The organism is Paraburkholderia tropica (genome assembly GCF_914484835.1).
In the GTDB taxonomy this organism is placed as follows: Bacteria; Pseudomonadota; Gammaproteobacteria; order Burkholderiales; family Burkholderiaceae; genus Paraburkholderia; species Paraburkholderia tropica_A.
On record NZ_CAJZAR010000028.1, the window covers coordinates 272,784 to 289,196 of the forward strand.

General features: G+C 62.4%; 14 protein-coding genes. 1 reads left to right on the plus strand and 13 read right to left on the minus strand.

Translation table 11 applies throughout. The annotated features are described in order from the left end of the window. Positions 1-112: 112 nt before the first annotated feature. The 11 genes from LDO54_RS03280 to LDO54_RS03330 form a co-directional block, all read right to left on the minus strand. Positions 113-958: an ABC transporter permease gene (locus LDO54_RS03280; protein WP_436975488.1), complete on the minus strand. Its 846-nt coding sequence runs from the start codon at positions 956-958 to the stop codon at positions 113-115. After that, on the minus strand, positions 951-2,141 hold the full coding sequence (locus LDO54_RS03285) for an ABC transporter substrate-binding protein (protein ID WP_224006199.1): 1,191 nt from the start codon (positions 2,139-2,141) through the stop codon (positions 951-953). Before LDO54_RS03285 ends, LDO54_RS03280 begins: the two co-directional genes overlap by 8 nt. Positions 2,142-2,218: 77 nt before the next feature. Further along, positions 2,219-3,064, minus strand: coding sequence for an ABC transporter ATP-binding protein (locus LDO54_RS03290; RefSeq protein WP_224006203.1), 846 nt, complete (start codon positions 3,062-3,064; stop codon positions 2,219-2,221). Further along, positions 3,061-4,176, minus strand: coding sequence for an acyl-CoA dehydrogenase family protein (locus LDO54_RS03295; RefSeq protein ID WP_224006206.1), 1,116 nt, complete (start codon positions 4,174-4,176; stop codon positions 3,061-3,063). The genes LDO54_RS03290 and LDO54_RS03295 overlap by 4 nt, the downstream gene beginning before the upstream one ends. Beyond that, complete coding sequence (locus LDO54_RS03300; protein WP_224006209.1) at positions 4,173-4,772, minus strand: carboxymuconolactone decarboxylase family protein; 600 nt, start codon at positions 4,770-4,772, stop codon at positions 4,173-4,175. The genes LDO54_RS03295 and LDO54_RS03300 overlap by 4 nt, the downstream gene beginning before the upstream one ends. A 229-nt stretch (positions 4,773-5,001) precedes the next feature. Continuing rightward, the gene (locus tag LDO54_RS03305; protein ID WP_224006212.1) at positions 5,002-5,967 is read right to left on the minus strand and encodes an AraC family transcriptional regulator; all 966 of its coding nucleotides are present in this window, start codon (positions 5,965-5,967) and stop codon (positions 5,002-5,004) included. Between the two features lie 492 nt (positions 5,968-6,459). Next, positions 6,460-6,717 (minus strand): PAAR domain-containing protein, encoded by a 258-nt coding sequence (locus LDO54_RS38990; RefSeq protein ID WP_224006215.1) that lies wholly within the window; start codon positions 6,715-6,717, stop codon positions 6,460-6,462. 33 nt (positions 6,718-6,750) lie between these two features. After that, positions 6,751-7,269, minus strand: a complete 519-nt coding sequence (locus LDO54_RS03315; RefSeq protein WP_224006217.1) for a hypothetical protein — start codon at positions 7,267-7,269, stop codon at positions 6,751-6,753. A 71-nt stretch (positions 7,270-7,340) separates the two neighbouring features. Then, positions 7,341-8,825, minus strand: coding sequence for a type VI lipase adapter Tla3 domain-containing protein (locus LDO54_RS03320; protein ID WP_224006220.1), 1,485 nt, complete (start codon positions 8,823-8,825; stop codon positions 7,341-7,343). Positions 8,826-9,069: 244 nt separating this feature from the next. Next, positions 9,070-11,241 carry a T6SS effector phospholipase Tle3 domain-containing protein gene (locus LDO54_RS03325; protein ID WP_224006223.1) on the minus strand — a complete coding sequence of 724 codons (2,172 nt, stop codon included), beginning with the start codon at positions 11,239-11,241 and terminating at the stop codon, positions 9,070-9,072. 12 nt (positions 11,242-11,253) lie between these two features. Beyond that, positions 11,254-13,794 carry a type VI secretion system Vgr family protein gene (locus LDO54_RS03330; RefSeq protein WP_224006226.1) on the minus strand — a complete coding sequence of 847 codons (2,541 nt, stop codon included), beginning with the start codon at positions 13,792-13,794 and terminating at the stop codon, positions 11,254-11,256. Positions 13,795-14,492: 698 nt separating this feature from the next. Between LDO54_RS03330 and LDO54_RS03335 the strand changes: the two genes are divergently transcribed. After that, positions 14,493-15,011, plus strand: coding sequence for an Hcp family type VI secretion system effector (locus tag LDO54_RS03335; RefSeq protein ID WP_224006229.1), 519 nt, complete (start codon positions 14,493-14,495; stop codon positions 15,009-15,011). A gap of 77 nt (positions 15,012-15,088) precedes the next feature. Here the strand turns inward: LDO54_RS03335 and icmH are convergent, their stop codons facing one another. After that, positions 15,089-15,913: a type IVB secretion system protein IcmH/DotU gene (gene icmH / locus LDO54_RS03340; protein ID WP_224006232.1), complete on the minus strand. Its 825-nt coding sequence runs from the start codon at positions 15,911-15,913 to the stop codon at positions 15,089-15,091. 1 nt (position 15,914) lies between these two features. Next, positions 15,915-16,413, minus strand: a 499-nt coding sequence (tssK, locus tag LDO54_RS03345) for a type VI secretion system baseplate subunit TssK (protein WP_224006235.1), incomplete at its 5' end; no start/stop codon positions are given.

A 16,413-nucleotide genomic window follows, 5' to 3' on the forward strand; every position in this document is an offset into this window, starting at 1 on the left:
TCCGTGAGGTTGCGTCGCGTTGAGCGGCGTTGAGCAAAACGAGCACTCTAAAACCCGCACCGCCGCGCACCAACCAAGCAATGCTGATAAGCATCGAAGCGCGCTGCCGTGTTCATTCGCGTTCGCGCACCGCGCCAAAGCGCTGATAAACCCCGCGCGCCACTGTGTCGAGCGCAAAGCCCAGCGCGCCGATCACGAGCACGACCGCCATCAGTTCGGAATAGGCGAGCCGGTCGCGGCAATCGAGAATCAGAAAGCCGAGCCCGGAATTCACGCCGAGCATTTCCGCGGGCACCAGCACGATCCACAGAATGCCGATGGCGAGGCGCACGCCGGTCAGCACATGCGCAGCGATGCCGGGCACGTAGATGTGCCAGAGCATTTCGGCGCGAGTCGCGGCCAGACTCTCGCCGAGCTGGACCCAGCGCGTGTCGATCTGCTGCACGCCCGCCGCCGTGCTGATGACGATGGGCCACACGGCCGCGAAGGTCAGCAGGAAATACACGGGCGGGTCGCCGACGCCGAGCGACATCACGGCGATCGGCATCCACGCGAGCGGCGAGATCATGCGCAGGAATTGCAGCGCGGGCGACAGCGCGGTTTCGAGCGCCTTGAAGCGGCCGATCAGAAAGCCGAGCGGCACGCCGAACAGCATCGCCCACGCGAGCCCCACGCCGATCCTGCGCAGACTCGCGCCGATATGCGTGAACAGCTGATCCTCGCCGATCAGCGCGGGAAACGTGCGCCATGCGGCGAGCGGCCCGAACTGCGCGGCCAGCGCGCTGTGACGCGAGACCAGCGCCACGCCGATCCACCACGCGAGCACGATGGCCGCGAGTCCGGTGACGCCGAGCAGCACGCGCGCCGCGCGCTGGCGCAGGCGGCTGGCGGGCGTGTGTGCGGCTAGGGCGATGTTTGCGGCATCGCGCTCGCCCGATGTATCGCTGAAGCTAGACAACGATGGTCTCCGTGCGCGCGTAGGTGTCGGGCAGGCCGAAAGTCTTCATGCCGCCCACGGCGTCGATGCTCTTTTTCACGAAGCGGTCGTCGACGAGATCGCGCGCGACGAAGGCCGGATCGAGCGCGCCGAGAAACTGCCCGTTGCCTTGCAGCTGCGTGGTCTTGAGCCGCCGCACGAGTTCCTCGGTGTAGGCCGGATACGGATAGGGCTGAAAGTCGATGCGCTTCTCGTGCCAGTCGGCATGGACGATCGCGCGGTCGGCGAGATAGCGGCCTTCGTCGGCGGGCGAGGGCGCGAGCACGGTTTGCAGAATGCCCGCCGCGTGCGGCGTATAGCGGTTCGGCCCACTCTTCGACAACAATTGCGCCGCTTCCTGCGGATGCGTGCGCGTCCAGGCCTGCGCCTTGACGATGCCGTCGACCACCTTCTGCGACCACTCGGGCCGTCCGCTCAAATCGCGCTCGTGCATGAAGACGACGCAGCAGGCGTGATCGCGCCAGACGTCGCCGGTGAAACGCAGCACCTTGCCGACCTTCAGCGCTTCGGCGGCCGCGTTGAACGGCTCGGCGACGATGAAACCCGCGATCTGCTTCGCGGCGAGCGCGGGCGGCATGTCCGACGGCGCCATCACGACGAGCCGCACTTCGTTGGGCTTGAGCGCGCCGTCCTGCGTCAGCACCGGCGTGAGGCCCTGCGCGCGCAGCATGTCCTGCACCACGACGTTGTGAATCGAATACCAGAACGGCACGGCGACGGTTTTGCCGCCGAGATCCTTGACCTGCCCGATCTCGGGCGCGACCGTCAGCGCCGAACCGTTCACGTGATTCCACGCGACCACTTTCGCGCTTGCGTGGCTGCCGTAGCGCGCCCAGATCGTCATCGGCGCGAGCAGGTGGACGACGTTGACCTGGCCGGACAGAAACGCCTCGACGAGTTGCGCCCAGCTACGCAGGAGCGTCGGCTTTTCGACCTTGAGGCCCGCCTGCTCGAAATAGCCGTTGTTGTGCGCGACGAGCAGCGGCGCGGCATCGGTGATCGGCAGATAGCCGATGCGCAGCGGCGCGTCGGGCTCGATGGCCGCGCGCGCCGTGGCGGCGCCCAGCAGCGGCGCCGCGCCCGCGACGGTGAACATCGAGGCGAGCTTGAGCCACTCGCGGCGGGTCATGGGGAGCTGGCACATGCGGTGGTCTTCCTCTTGTGGTGGGGCGTTGCGGTGAGTCGGTGCAGTGAGTCGATGCAGTGAGTCGATGCGGTGATTCAGGCCGGAAGTGGCGCGTGATCCGCGTTTGCGTGACGCGCGGCGTGGATCGTCGAGTGGATGCTTGCGTGCAGCGCACCGACGAGCCGCACGCGCAGCGCACCGAGCGCTTCGACCTGGTCTGCGCGCGGCTCGGGGAGCGCGACGCGAAGATCGAGCGCGATACCCTCCGGGCCGAGCACGGCGACGCGGTCGGACACCAGCAGCGCTTCGTCGATGTCGTGCGTGACGAGCAGCGTCGCCGCGCCGCTCTCGCGCACGACGCGCACGAGCAGGCGCTGCATGTCGGCGCGCGTGACTTCGTCGAGCGCGCCGAACGGCTCGTCGAGCAGCAGCGTGCGCGGCGCGCGCGCGAGCGAACGCGCCAGCGCGGCGCGCTGCGCCATGCCGCCCGACAACTGGCGCGGCGCGAAATGCGCGGCGTGCGCGAGCCCGACGGCCTGAAGCGCCGCCCGCACGCGCGCATCGCGTTCGCGGCGCGCGAGCTTCGGCTGTTTGCGAAAACCGAGGCCGAAGGCCACGTTGCGCTCGACTGAGAGCCACGGCAGCAGGCAGGCATCCTGAAACGCGAGCGCGACGTCGGGGCGCGGACCGTCGAGCGGCGCGCCATCGACGTGAATGCTGCCCGCTTGCGGCGCGATCAGGCCCGCCGCGACGCGCAGCAGCGTCGACTTGCCCGCGCCGCTCGCGCCGATGATCGAGACGAGTTCGCCGGGCGCGACGTCGAGATCGACGTTCGCGAGCACGCTGCGCTGCTGGCGGCGCAGTCCGACGCCGCGCAGTCGCAGACGCGGCGTGCCCTGCGGCGCGCCGACGTCGCCGTTCATGGCGTCCGCGCCGTTCATGCGGCCTCGCTGCGCCGTTGCTGCGCGAGTTGCGACTTCAGTTGCACGAGGCTCGGCGTGACGATCGGCACAAAGGCGGCTTCGCGGCTGCGGCGCGCGGTGTCGTTCGGCGTGGCGCGCGAGGCGTGCGAGCGCAGATAGCCGCGTCCGCCCGCCGCCTGTACGTCGAGCCGCGCGGCGGCGTCCACGACGGCAGCGAGGCCGATGCGCAACTCGAACTGCGCGGCGGGCGCGGCGACGAACGCGCCGCTCGTCACGCCGGCGTAGAGGCTAGCGGCGAGGGCGTCGAGTTCGTGACGCAGCGCGGTGGCGTCGTCGGCGAGCGCGGCGCGCACGGCCGGGCTGCTTGCGTCCACGGCATCGAGCGCGCGGCGCGCGAGCCCGATCGACATGCCGCATTGCAGGCCGAGGAAGGCAGGACGCGCGCGGGCGAGAAAGGCGCGCGCATCGGCGTCGATCAGCCAGGAGGCGTCGAGTTGCGCGCCGTCGAGCGTGAGCGCAGCCGTGTTGCTGCCGCGCAGCGCGATCAGGTCGAGGTCGTCGCTGCGCGCGACGCCGGGCGCATCGTGCGGCAGCGCGAAGATCGCAGGCGGCGCGCCGTCGTGTCGATCGAATGCCGCCGCGACCACGAAGCCCTCGCGGCGCAGATTGGTGATCCACGGCAACGCGCCGTCGAGTGCGAAGCGCGTCTGCGCGGCGTCGAGCGGCGCGGCGCGCATCTGCAGCGGCTCGATCGCGCTGAGGTATTTCATCGCGTTCGAGAGGCCGGTCGCGCCCGCGTGTTCGCCCGCGAGCAGGGCGGGCAGCCAGCGCGCGCGCAACGCGGCGTTCGCGCTTTGCAGCAGATATTCGATGAAGGTGCGCTGGCCCCAGAACACGAACGCGCTCGCGAGCGAACGGCGCGCGACGGCGGCGATCGCCTCGATGGCGTCGACGGTCGTGCCGCCCGTGCCACCGAACGTCTGCTCAACGCCGATGCGGAACAGTCCGGCGCGGCCCAGGCGCGGCACGACCTCGGCCGCGTGCGTGCTGTCCGTATCGAGCGATTCGGCGTGCGCGTCGAGCCAGGCGGCGAGATCGGCGGGCAGCGTGAGCTCGGCGGGGCGTGTCATGCGCTGTGCTCCGTGGCGGGTGTCGATTGGCCGGGCAGATAGTCGTGCGCGTTCCAGCGATAGCCCGCGAGTTGCGGATTCAGTTCGTTCTGCGCGAAGTTATTGGCGAAGTTGCAGAGCGTGGCGAGGCTCACGCCGAGGATCACTTCGAGCGCGTTCGCGTCGCTGAAACCGGCGGCGGTGAAGGCGGCGCGCGCCGCATCGGCGACCGCGCCGCGCGTGGCGATCACTTCGCGCGTGAAGTCGGCCACGGCGTCCAGACGCGCGTCGCCGCTCGGGCGGCCCGTGCGCAGCGCGTCGACCAGCGGCGCGGCCAGTTGCGCCTTTTTCAACGCGACGGCCGTGTGGCCCGCGACGCAGAAGCCGCAGCCGTGAATCGCGGCGGCGGTGATCTGCACGGCTTCGCGGTCGGCGAGCGTGAGGCCGCTGCGGCCATTGATTTCGCCGACGCTCAGATAGGTTTCGAGCGCGACCGGCGCATTCGCAAGCGAGGCGACGAGGTTCGGCAGGAAGCCGTTCGCGGCGAGCGAGCGCTCGAGGAAAGGGCGGCTCGCCTCGGGGGCGCTCTCGACGGTGTGCAGCGGCAGACGGCTCATTTCGGTTCCTCGCGGACAGGCGGATATAGGCGGAAATCGGCAGCGACAGGCGGATCGGTAGGGAGACCGGCTTGCATACCGATGTACAGATCGATGCGCCGATTGTGGGTGCCGCACGGGGCGCGGACAATGCGCCGCTGTCCGCGATTCATGCGCGATTGTCTTGCGCGGTGCTGCGCGTTCGCGGCGGCTCCGGCGTGCGTTCGAAGTGCGTTCGAACTGAGTCCGCTCAGTGCAGCGCGGCAAGCGCCGCGTCGCCCGTCGCCGCGCGACGCCACGCGCCGGGCTGCACGCCGGTCACGCGCTTGAAGGCCTGCGCGAACGCCGATTCGGACTGGTAGCCCACCTGCTCGGCGGCATCGGGCATGCTCGTGCCGGTGCTCAGCATCGACGCCGCGAGCTTCATGCGCACGAGCGTGAGGAACTGCGCGGGCGGCTGACCGCAGAGATCGGCGAACTGCTTGCAGAAACGCGCGCGCGACATGTGCGCGAAATCGGCCATGCTCGCCGTGGTCCAGCGCTTGCCCGGCTCGGCGACGATCGCCGCCACCAGCGGCGCGAACGCCGGACGACGCAGCAGCGCCCAGAAGCAGGGCGTGAGTTCGTCGTTCGAATCGAGCGCGCGCAGCGTGTAGAGAAACAGCAGGCTCGTCAGGCGCGCGATCAAGGGCGAGGGCGTGTGCGGATCGAGATGCGCCTCGGCGCGGATCAGCTCGAAGATCTGGCGCGCGCCGTGCAGCGCGGGCTGTTCGTGGCGCGCGATCACGTGATCGGGCAACAGCAGGTCGAGCATCAGGCTGTCGAGACCGGACTTGAACTCGAAGAAGCCGCACGCGAGACCGAGGCTGTCGGACGCGGGCAGGCTCGCCGTGTCGAGCGGCGTCATCGTGCCGTGGCGCGCGCGCTCCTGGCCCGCTTCGGGCGGCAGCGCATGCGGCGACAGGCAGTGCGTGACATCGTCGAGCAGGAACACGGCGTCGCCGGCCGCGAGCGCCACGCTGCGCGCCGGGCGGCCGGCCCGCGCCGGCAGATGCAGCCAGCAGCGGCCATGCAGGACGAGGTGAAAACTGGCGCGGCGATGGCCGCTAGTCGAAGCCTGCCACGCGCCGCAATACTGGCCGACGTGAAACAGCGTGCTGGTGACTTCGAGGCCTTCGATCAGCCAGGCGGAAAACGCATCGACTTGGGACGGCATGGAATCGGAACGGTAAAAGCGTGCGCGGACGTTGCGCACGGTCTCTCACCATAATGCGTTTTGGCTCGGGGCCTACGAAGTTATTGTTCGATGCTTATGGGGGATTGGGGATTGGTTTTGCGCGGTGCGGTGAGGTTAGTTTAGGTTGGCTTAGTCGCTACGCGTCGGCGATGTTGATGGTCATGTCCGCGACGTATCCAACCCAGAAACGTCACCGTAAAGGTTGAGGGGCGGCGTCCTTCCTTAGCACTGTAAAGTTTTCCACAGTTTTCGTTGATAGCCCTGTGGGTAACCCATGGACGAGTTCGCCAACTCACTGATGCGCCGAGGGTTTTTCTCGTGACGACCAGATTCGGCGCGATCCACTTAACGCCGCGAAACCGCACGCCATCATGTCCGCAGATTTTGGGTGTCGGTCAGTGCACGATCCTTCCTGTCCAGTCACGCCCCTGGTCGGCGTCTATTAAAGCTCGCAGGCATTGTCCTCCTACGCTAACCCGGCAGGCTGGAAATCAGGCTTGCACCGCAACTGGTTCTATGGCCGTGCAGGGCCACGAAGGTCCCGCCCAGGCGCCAGGACCGATCACATTCGGTAATCACGGTCAGCCCGCAAAGCGGGCACATCACATCGTCGCCCAGGCCCGCTGCCTGCTTGCCGTCTATGGCCAGTCTATGGGCGCTCGGCAGTACTGTGCCGCCGTGCGTGGTCGAATCTCCGACACGTATGGGTCTCTTCCCGGGGAAATGCATGCTCGTCCTCGAATGAAATGGGGTGCGGGAGTGTCAGAAGCGCGTTACCACCCTTATCCTCATAACGCAGGACTGGTCACTGGTCAGATAGACGGTAGATCCGTTGGCGTCGGTGTAGCCCTTGTATGCGGGACGGCCATCGCAACCATCAATGAAGTAAGGCTGCCTGGCGGCGGGGCGTACCCCATCGGGAAGTGTCACGACAAAATTTCGACCGTTCACACCATTGCCGATACGCTCTACGGCGTAAATTCGATAATTGGCGATCGGCTGTTCGAAATGCAGAACGGCGGTACGCCCTGAGGCATCCGTCGTGCCGCGCAGCACGATTGATGTCCCGTCAGATTGATTTTGGGTACGCAAGTCGGCGATCACGGCATACGGACGGTCCGCGAGCGGTTGGCCGGTCGATGGGTCTTGCAGGGCGAACGATTGGACGTATGCGCCTTTACCTGTGTCAGCGGTTTCGCCGATAGGGCTGGTACAACCAGCAACCAGTGCTGCGGCGGCCATCCACGCAGCGTAGAGGGCACCGGAAAACATCTTCTTCAATGAAAGTGGCGTCAGTGTAGGAATTTTATCCGCATAGTTTCGGGTTGCTAAATTAATGAATACAACTTCGTTTATCCCTCGCCAGACAGATCGATACCCTCGCCACCGCGGATGAAGTCATCGAGAATGCGTTGCTCGCGCGCCATCAGCGCGGGGTCGCGCGGTGGTACATACGGAACCTGAGGCTGGGTCTGCTGATGTTCAGCGATCAGTTGTTCGCGGATTCTCGCCGACGGCGTCTCACTGCTTGCCGTCTGCGGCAGCAGGTTCACGCCGAAGGGATTGGTGGTGGGTTTGCGGCCAGGCGTGGCCGAAGTGAGCGTAATGAGCGTAGCCTGATCAGCGCGGCGCAACGGTACTACCATGCTTGTATCTGCGTTGAGATAGGTTGCCATGGTGGCCAGCGCAATAGCGACAAACGGCGAAGCCGCACCGGTGTCCCCGAGGCGCTGAGTCAGGTCGTAACTCTCATTCGATTCCAGCAGATCGAGCGGACTGCCGGCTGCCATCAGGGCCGGAATTAGATCGGACAGTGGCGGCCTTACGGGAGTTTGTCCACCGTCGTAGAACACACGCGAAGGCGTTGGGGTGATATTTTCGATGGCCGTTGTCCAGCCGTCAGACAGGGCGCTGGTGAGTGCATCGTTTTTGAGGCGTGCGCCAGCTTTGGAGGATTCGGAAAGGGGGACAACTACCGGACGGTGCAGGATGGCGAGGGTTTTCATTGCATCCCATTGCTTGAAACCGAGTTCAGTCCACGGCTCTGGAACAAATGGCGATGGATGGAATGCCATGCGTGGTTGCTGCTCCCATCCGGTGAAACCGGGATAGATGGAACGACCAGGAGGGGCCTTGGTGTATTTAACGAAATTGCGTAACCAGTTCACCCGTTCTGGACGGGCAACGACGAGGGCTACGATGGAATCGGTTAGTTCGCCGGGCTGTCGGGGGCCATTGCCAACACCAATTATGCGCTGGTCAGTGGTCGATAGCATGGCGGCCATGTTGTACCCATCCACTACGTAAATGAGTATCGCGGGCAGGTCGGGAGCAGCTTCGAAAGTGCGGAAGATCATCTCCACTACGCTTTCTGGCGTGTCGTTACAGATCACACCATTCTTTAGTTGATTGATTTCGTGCCAATGCAAGCCAGCTGCCGGGCGAAGATTCGTCACCATATTGTGCAACGATGTTTCCGTCGTTTCTGCTGGAGGCATTCTCAAATTCGGAGCTTTCGGGTTCCACCCACGCACGACAGTGACGGTAGGAATTGGCCATGCTTCGCGAAAGTCCTTCAAAGCCAATTCCAGTGCATCAAGCTTGCGCTGATCATAGGCATTGTTCTTTGTATCCGTGGTTACCGGGTATTTTTCCGGATCCGTCGGCAAGATCGAACTGACATGTAGACTGTTGGGCTCGCGCCTATCCTGCTGCAGCAATAGCGTCCACACTTGTCCTTGGCGATAGACATCCAGACTCAGGCCTATGCTGACGACAGACAGCGTATCCAAGTGCGGTGATGATGTCGGGGCACTGTAGAGCGGTGAGGTGGTCACGGTAGAAGCATCCTTTACAAATGCCGATCTTTGGCGCGTATTGTCGGCATCGATGGAATGTATTGCGGGAGATGCAGGGGGACTCGCTTTCCCGACAAAGTCTGGCATCGTCACAGGTGCGTTGAGCGGTCGACGGAGCGGGGAAGTATCTGCAGCTGCACAGGCTGTTGCGAAAACTACGAATATCAAGCCCGCGACGCACGTCCGAATATCACCGCGCCGATAGAGACGGAACCGGGGAGCGTTATCCACGACGCGCATTCCTCCCGGACCGGGTTTCGGTCGTCACCAATGACGGCATATCTGGGGTGAAATATTCCGGATATGTATCTGACCTTCCGTGTGCGAAGTAGTCTGCCGTGGCGTCGATCAATAATTTGTTTTCTGGCGCATCTTTCGAGTAATTCTCCATTACATCGGAACTCGGAATATTCATTGCAGTAAGTTCCCGATTTTCTTCTGACATGATGTTATCCATGTGGCGAACGCCAGAGTCCTTTTGGTTGATCTTCCCCCACCCCAATCTCCAATCCGCAACCCTGCATAAATATGCATAGAACACCTCATCATCGATACTCCGAGCCTGACCAATAGCCAGGTCGTACGCGACAGCCTTTCGGCTATGCTCTGGATTTGATGGAATGGCCGAATGGAACGACAGCGCGTCATCTTTTGTAAGCTGGTCATTGGGCGTCTCCATCATGCGGCGACGCGCATCACTGGGCGTCTCCAGACGCGTCACGCGCACCTTGCCGCTCTCAAGCTGAGTGATCTGCCTCACCTGTGTCAGGTCGAACGTTTCCTTGTCCTGGTTCAGCGCTGCCTGAACGGCCTCTCGGCTGTTTCCGTGTGCCAGCGCCGGGTCATCCGCGCCCAGTTCATAGTCTCGGTAAACGCCAGGTTTCCATCCCTTGTAGGTGAGGCCTATTGAGGCTTCGATTGGGTCCATCGCCGCCTTGACCATGTGGATGCCATCCTTCGCTCCAGTGAAATCCGCGGTTCCGCCTGAGTCGAAGTTCGCTTTGAATGGCTCCGGAAGCACAGGAGCGTTGAGCGTCACGGCTTGCCCCACGTCGAGTTCGGACTTTTTCGCATTACCCGTAAATCCCTGGCCGTTACCGTCCCAGGTGCTTTCGCCCGGCTGTCGCATGACGTAGCGATAGCCGGGCGGATGGGCGCCCACTTCTTCTGATATACCGTCACGTTCGCGCACCGTGAAGATGCGCTGGTGGAAGCGCTGACCGAGTTGCGCCAGCACTTCATCTGGTACGCCCTGCCAGCCGATGCCCTGCACGTTGCGCAGCCCCACGGTTTGATCCAGTGGTGTGAAATACAACGTAACGCTGCCGCGGTTATCGCGCTCGTCGAAACCTACGGTGCTGGTCTTGAGCGTGGTGGCGCAAGCCATACCTGTCCAGCGCAGTCCGCCGATGCAGCGTTCGAACTGCCCCGGATCGGCCACGTCGGCCAGTGCGGGAACGGTATGAGGACTGTCGCCGATGAAATGAAGTATTCCGGATAGCGTGCTCACACGCGTATCCCGGGTTTGCTGGGCGGCATAAAGCTGCGTGAGCTCAGCCAGAGGTTCAAACAGGCTGTAAGGTGAATTCATCAGCACGGCGCTGTCGATCGGCCGCTGGCCTTCGTCTTTGAGAAAGGCATTGGCGAGCAGTGCGAGCATGGTGCCTTGGCTGTGCGCGACGACGTTTACCGTATCGTCCGGGTGTTTGGCTCGGATGATCCTGACCAGCATAGCTAACCGCTTGGCGGCCAGCAGCATGTAATTCCGGGGCGGTGCCGCAAACAGCGGATGGCGCGGCGTGCCTGCCAGGACGTTCATCGGCAAGAAACCGAACAGCAGGTCATTGAAGCCCTTGAGCCACATATCTGGCAACGTAGTGGTGGCGTTGGCGAACGCACCGCCTTCCTTCGTCGCGGCCTTGTCGAGACGATTGCCGTAACGGTCTAGCCATTCGCCGTGGGGCGTGTCTTTCTGGACGTACGGCAGTTTGGTCTTTGGATCTTTACCACTATCCTCACGAAAGCCCCAATAAAATGGGATAACTACACTACGCGGAGACGTGCCGCCTTTGCCAGTATTCGCCAGGCGCCGGTAGTAGACCTTATCGGGATCCTTTGCGAGGTGATCATCGTCCGTGGGCAGTGAGTAAGTGGCGCTTACGAGTGCCGCTACGTTGAACTGGCCGCGCGCGTTGGTCAGGTGGTCTAGCCGATCGTTGAGTCCATCGCATAGGCCTTGCTCGATGTCGGCATAAATCCCGGCCAGATCGTTCACGCCATGGACCAGGATCGTAATGCAGGGTTTGGGCTGCTGGACCTGCACGAAGGCAGGACTCGCCCCGGGATAGAACAGCGCCTCCGTTTGCCCCATCAGGGGAAGGTTTGATGTGAACATCTCACGTTGTCCTTATCGGCAATTTCCAAATGATTGCGGTAGCGTCAGTGCTTGCGACGTCTTCGGATGCAGTGCCAGTTCCGCGATATGCATTGCGTCTTTCTGCAACAGTTGCGTGCCGCCCTGGCTGTCGGTCACGCCTTTGATGACTTCACCGTTCTTGAGCGTGATGGTGTAGGGCTGGTTGGGCACCGCGCGCTGGCCATCCGGCAGCGTGGCGACGAACCTGCACTGTGTATTGCCTACATTGAACTGCGGCACGTCGGCGTTCTGGCTGACCGGACCCTGCATGTCATAGTTGGCGGCCTTGAAACGGAGCGTTCCCGGGCAACCTATCTCGATATCGCCGCTCTGGAGCTTGATGTAGGCTCCGTCGCACATCAGCATGAGCTCTTTACCCGCGACGGCGAGGATGTGGTTGTCCGTTGCGTACAACTCGACGCTCTGCTTGCCCTCGATCCGCACCGTAGCTTGTTGTGCCTGCAGGGTGAGATCTCCCTGATGGGCGATTTGTTTGAGCTCCCCACCGTGCGCGAACATGCCGATGCCCTGGCCTGCGTTTGCGACAAGCTTCTGGCCGGCGGTGAGTTGCTGGTTCTGCTGCGCCACGCTGTCGATGTGCTCGCCGGCTGCCAGTGTGATGGATTTCGGCGTACCCGCTGCGATGCCTGCGGGGCTGCTCAGCGCAATGAGCGGCTGACCGCCATTACCTTGTTCCCTTTCGTCATTGGTGCCGTACCCTAGCTCGCGTACGCCATCGCTCAGGTTCTGTTGAGGCGTGGCATCGTGAGGTAGGTTTTGGTGCTGCCCGGCGTAGTCGCCGAGGTTTCTGGCCAGATCAAGAGCGCTTTCAAGGCACTGCACAAGTTCGGCGCGACTGAGTTGTCCGCCCTGAGCTTTTGCTTGACCATCCGTCGTAAGTAGCAATCCCTTGGCGGCGCGCAGTGACCCATGTTCGCCTGTACGCAACTCGAAACCTTCGCCGCGCGGGTTGCCACCCTGTGGGCGCGGGTGCGTGAGATAACCGAGATGCAGTGCGGTCGCGCCGTGGTCGCTCATCAGCGCTGCACTGATTTGCTGTTGCGTATCGTCAATACGCAGTTCGCTGGCACGGTCACCTTTATGTTCCTTGCTACGAATCGTGCTGATGATGTTGTGACGTGGCAGTTCGTAGGGCGGCAGGTTGGTCGCGTGATACGTTCGCCCGATAATGATCGGCTGGTCGCAATCGCCATCGAGGAATGCGACTATTACCTCCTGCCCGATGCGCGGTATCGCCATGTGCCCCCACGTCGCACCGGCCCAGTTCTGCGCCACGCGTATCCAGCAGGAACTGTGTTCGTCGTTGTTCCCGTAGCGGTCCCATGGGAATTGAACGACAACACGCGCGAATTCATCGCAGTAGATTTCTTCTCCAGCAGGCCCGGTGACGGTGGCAATCAACGGGCCATCGATGCGGGGTTTGGGCAGCGGTTCCGGTTTCCACTCAATGTGGTCTGGAACGATGTGCGCGGTGTAGCCGTACTGCGTACCTACCTCGGCCTCTGCGGCTTCCTCCTCCTGGCTCACGGTCTGCGTGCCGGTGTGGATCATGCTCACCACACGCCAGCCGGTGTTCCAGTCCTCGCGGGCATGGCCCTCAAGATCGAACGCCAGCCCCGGTTGCAGGCGCGCATCGTCGCCCTCGATCTCAGCGATCTGAGCATCGTGCCGTAGCGCAAGCAAACGGGTTTCAGTAAAGGGACGGCCCGCCTCGTCGCGTTTCGCGCGCGACGGGTAGTCATAGCGTTCGTATTCGCGGCCCTGATGTTCGAGGTTGACCCCGTCGCTACGGCTCTCGTGGCTATAACGCGGATTCTTAAAGGAGTAATCCCTCTGGACCTGCCGCGCTGTCCGTACCTGTTCGGCGTAACTCAGGTTTGTGATACACGGCTCGGCCTGGTCACCACTGGGCGTGGCGTTGTAGATGACCGGACCGCCTTCGATTGTGCCGTGGACGTAGAGCCGGTCGCCCATGATCAGGCGATGCTCCGTGGCGCTGAACCGGTACGTATAGAACAGTCCTTCTTCTGCGCAGAGTCGACTGATGAAATGAAAATCCGTCTCGCCGGGTTGGACGCAGTATTCGCGCACCAGATGCTCTTTGGTCAGATCCTGTACGGCGTCGTTGATGCCCGAGCGCTTGAGCACGGTCTGCAATATCTGCGGCACGCTCTCCTGCTGGAACATTCTCCAGTCCGAGCGCAGATCTGCGCGCGATAACTGTGGCTCGACCACCACGCGGTAATAGGTACGCCGGAAGCCGGCTTTTCCCTGCTCGAAGCGGCTAACGAGTCCGTTCACATAACGCACGGCGGTCTCGCCGCGCCAGATCGTAAAGGTCGCCGACTGATCGAGCACCTTGCGGAAATCGACGTCGGGATCGGTACTGGAAAGATCGACGGTGAGCCTGAAAGGGCGGCTGATGCCCTCGTCTAGCTGAAAACTTATAACGTCAAATGCGGTACTGCCTTCCGATTTGAACGAAAAATGCAAATCACTTTGACGGGGCATGCCTTAGGCCTCCTCGGCGCAGAACATGGTGTGCGTTTAATCTCTCTTGAAATATTGCAGTACTAAGTCATTTAATTTTTCGCCGAGATAGAAGCGGGACGGCTATAACGCGAAGAATATTGAACCTGCGCGCTCACGATGGGCTTGCGCAACGTCAACGCTGCGGTCGACCGACGGCAAATCAGTTTCTCTGGCCAGATATATCGTTGTGGCCGGGAGCGGGAGATAACGGAGAGCAGAAAAAAGCAGTCGATGACGTGTGCCTATAGAGGATCTCTGTATCAATTTAGCGCCACATGCTTGCTCGGGGAAGTCGACGCTCAGCTGGTTCAGCGAATTGCCGGGGTGCTCGCGCGTGCCGTGTCCATTGAATCGCCTCACACACAGGCGTTCTCGAAAACGCCTTGTTATTGGTATCGGGCCACTGTTGACTGGTGCGGGCCAAAAGTGGCCTAGGATATGCTGCGTATTTTCGGGAGTTTCGCGGATATCGAGCCAACAATGGCCCAAGCAGTATGAGAGATGGTTTCGCCAGCATCGAATGATTCGAATCCGTTTCGCTCTAAATGCCTGATTTCATGGGGGGACACGTTGTTGGATGCGCTGGCACGGATACTGCATTAATACCTGCGTCATTACATTGATGACGCGCGGCACATCCGTTCCGCGCATCCAGATGGTTTATTCAAGGATCGCACATGCCGACTCCCGCCTATATCAACATCACTGGCAAGACCCAAGGCAACATCACGAAGGGCGCCACCACGGCCGATTCCGTTGGTAACGTCTTCGTCGAAGGTCACGAAGATCAGATCCTCGTCCAGGAAATCGAGCATCGCGTCACGACCCCGACCGATCCGCAAAGCGGCCAGCCGTCGGGCCAACGCGTGCACAAGCCGTATATTTTCACGTGCGCGCTGAATAAGGCCGTGCCGCTGCTGTACCAGGCGCTTGCCTCGGGTGAAATGCTGCCGGTCGTCGAAACGCACTGGTATCGCACGTCCACGGAAGGCAAGCAGGAGCACTTCTTCACGACCAAGCTCGAAGACGCAACGGTTGTCGATATCAACACGGTGCTGCCGCACGCTCAGGACGCTTCGAAGTCCGACTACACGCAGTTGATCAAGGTGTCGCTCGCCTACCGCAAGATTACGTGGACGCACGCAATTGCCGGTACTGAAGCGGCCGACGACTGGCGCAAGCCGCTGGAATCCTGATCTCCTGATCAGATGAAAAACGGCCTGCGGAATGCAGGCCGTTTTTTTGTGGTTTTGGCGTAGCGGTGGAAGCGCGCTTAACGCCGGAGCATGGTGTCGAGCGAGTGCAGCACTTCGTCGGTGGTGCCGCGCAGACTGAGCGCGTAGAAGCTGTAAGCGAGCGTCAGGACCACGAGCGCTGAGAGCCACGGCGTCCACCATGGCCAGGCGCGACCCATGAGGTAACGCCGTGACGCAACGTGGTCGCGGGCCTCGGTCAAAGCTTCCGGCGCGTCGCCCCGCAGACCGCGAAGGGTACTGTGAAGCTTCGTGATCAAGGCCTGGAGTGCTTCAGACTGGTTGTGTTGCAGGCCATACCGGCCGCGAAATCCCAGACAAAGGCATAGGTACTTGAATTCGAGCACGTCGCGGTATTTGCGCGGATCCATCAGCATGCGCGAGAGAACGGTAAAGAACTTCTCGCCGCCCCAGGTTTCGTTGTGGAAATTGCTGAGCAGCGAGCGCGCTGCCCAGACGGAATGCGAGCCCCAAGGCGTTGCCATCACCGCTTCGTCGATGAAGGTGCACAGCGCGTAACGAAAAGCCAGCTGGGTGGCGCCGTCGTATCCGAGGCCGTGCACTTCTTCGTCGAGCGCGGCAATCTGGTCGCGCACGGTGGAGTAGAGTTTTTCGACATCGTTGTAGTGATCGAGCTTGCGCAGCCGGATGACGAGGCCAAAGAGCGGCAATGCACCGTTCACCAGCGCGTTGTAGCTCTTGCCACGCAATGCGAAGCCGAGGTCGGCGTCTTGATCGATGCCTTCGATGGTTTCGAAGCCGATATCGCGCTTGTTCGGGATGGTGGGCGCTGGTGCCGAGTGCAGCATACCGGTCGGTTCGATAAGGTTGTCGCGGGTGGCCATGTCATTCGCTCCGAATGGCCCAGAACTGGAGTTCCAGTTCCGGGAAATCGCCAGCGATGTGGAAGCCAAAGCCGGCTGTGTCGTGCATCAGCCTCCATGCGGGATGGCTGCGATCGAGCTGGAAGTAGGTGAAGCCGGCGTGATAAGGCAAGTGTCGAGGCGCGACCGGCATGGGACTGAGCGGTATGCCCGGCAGTTGCAGGCTGACGAGTTCGCCCAGCTTTTCGATCGACGTGACCTTGGCCTGCTGCACGAACTGTTGGCGCAGCACCTCCAGCGGCATGCGCGCGCGCACGGCGAGGATGAAATCCGCACTGGCGAGCAGGCTGCGGTCCTGTACCGTTGCGGTGAGGACGCCATACTGCTGCCGGACGATCGGCAGCGATACCGCGCGAGGTTGTAGTACGGTGCTCAGCGAGCGGCGCAGCGTTTCTTCCAGCAGACGAAACGACATACGCAGATTGTCGTGCTGATAGGCGGGTGTTGAGGTGCGTGCAAAA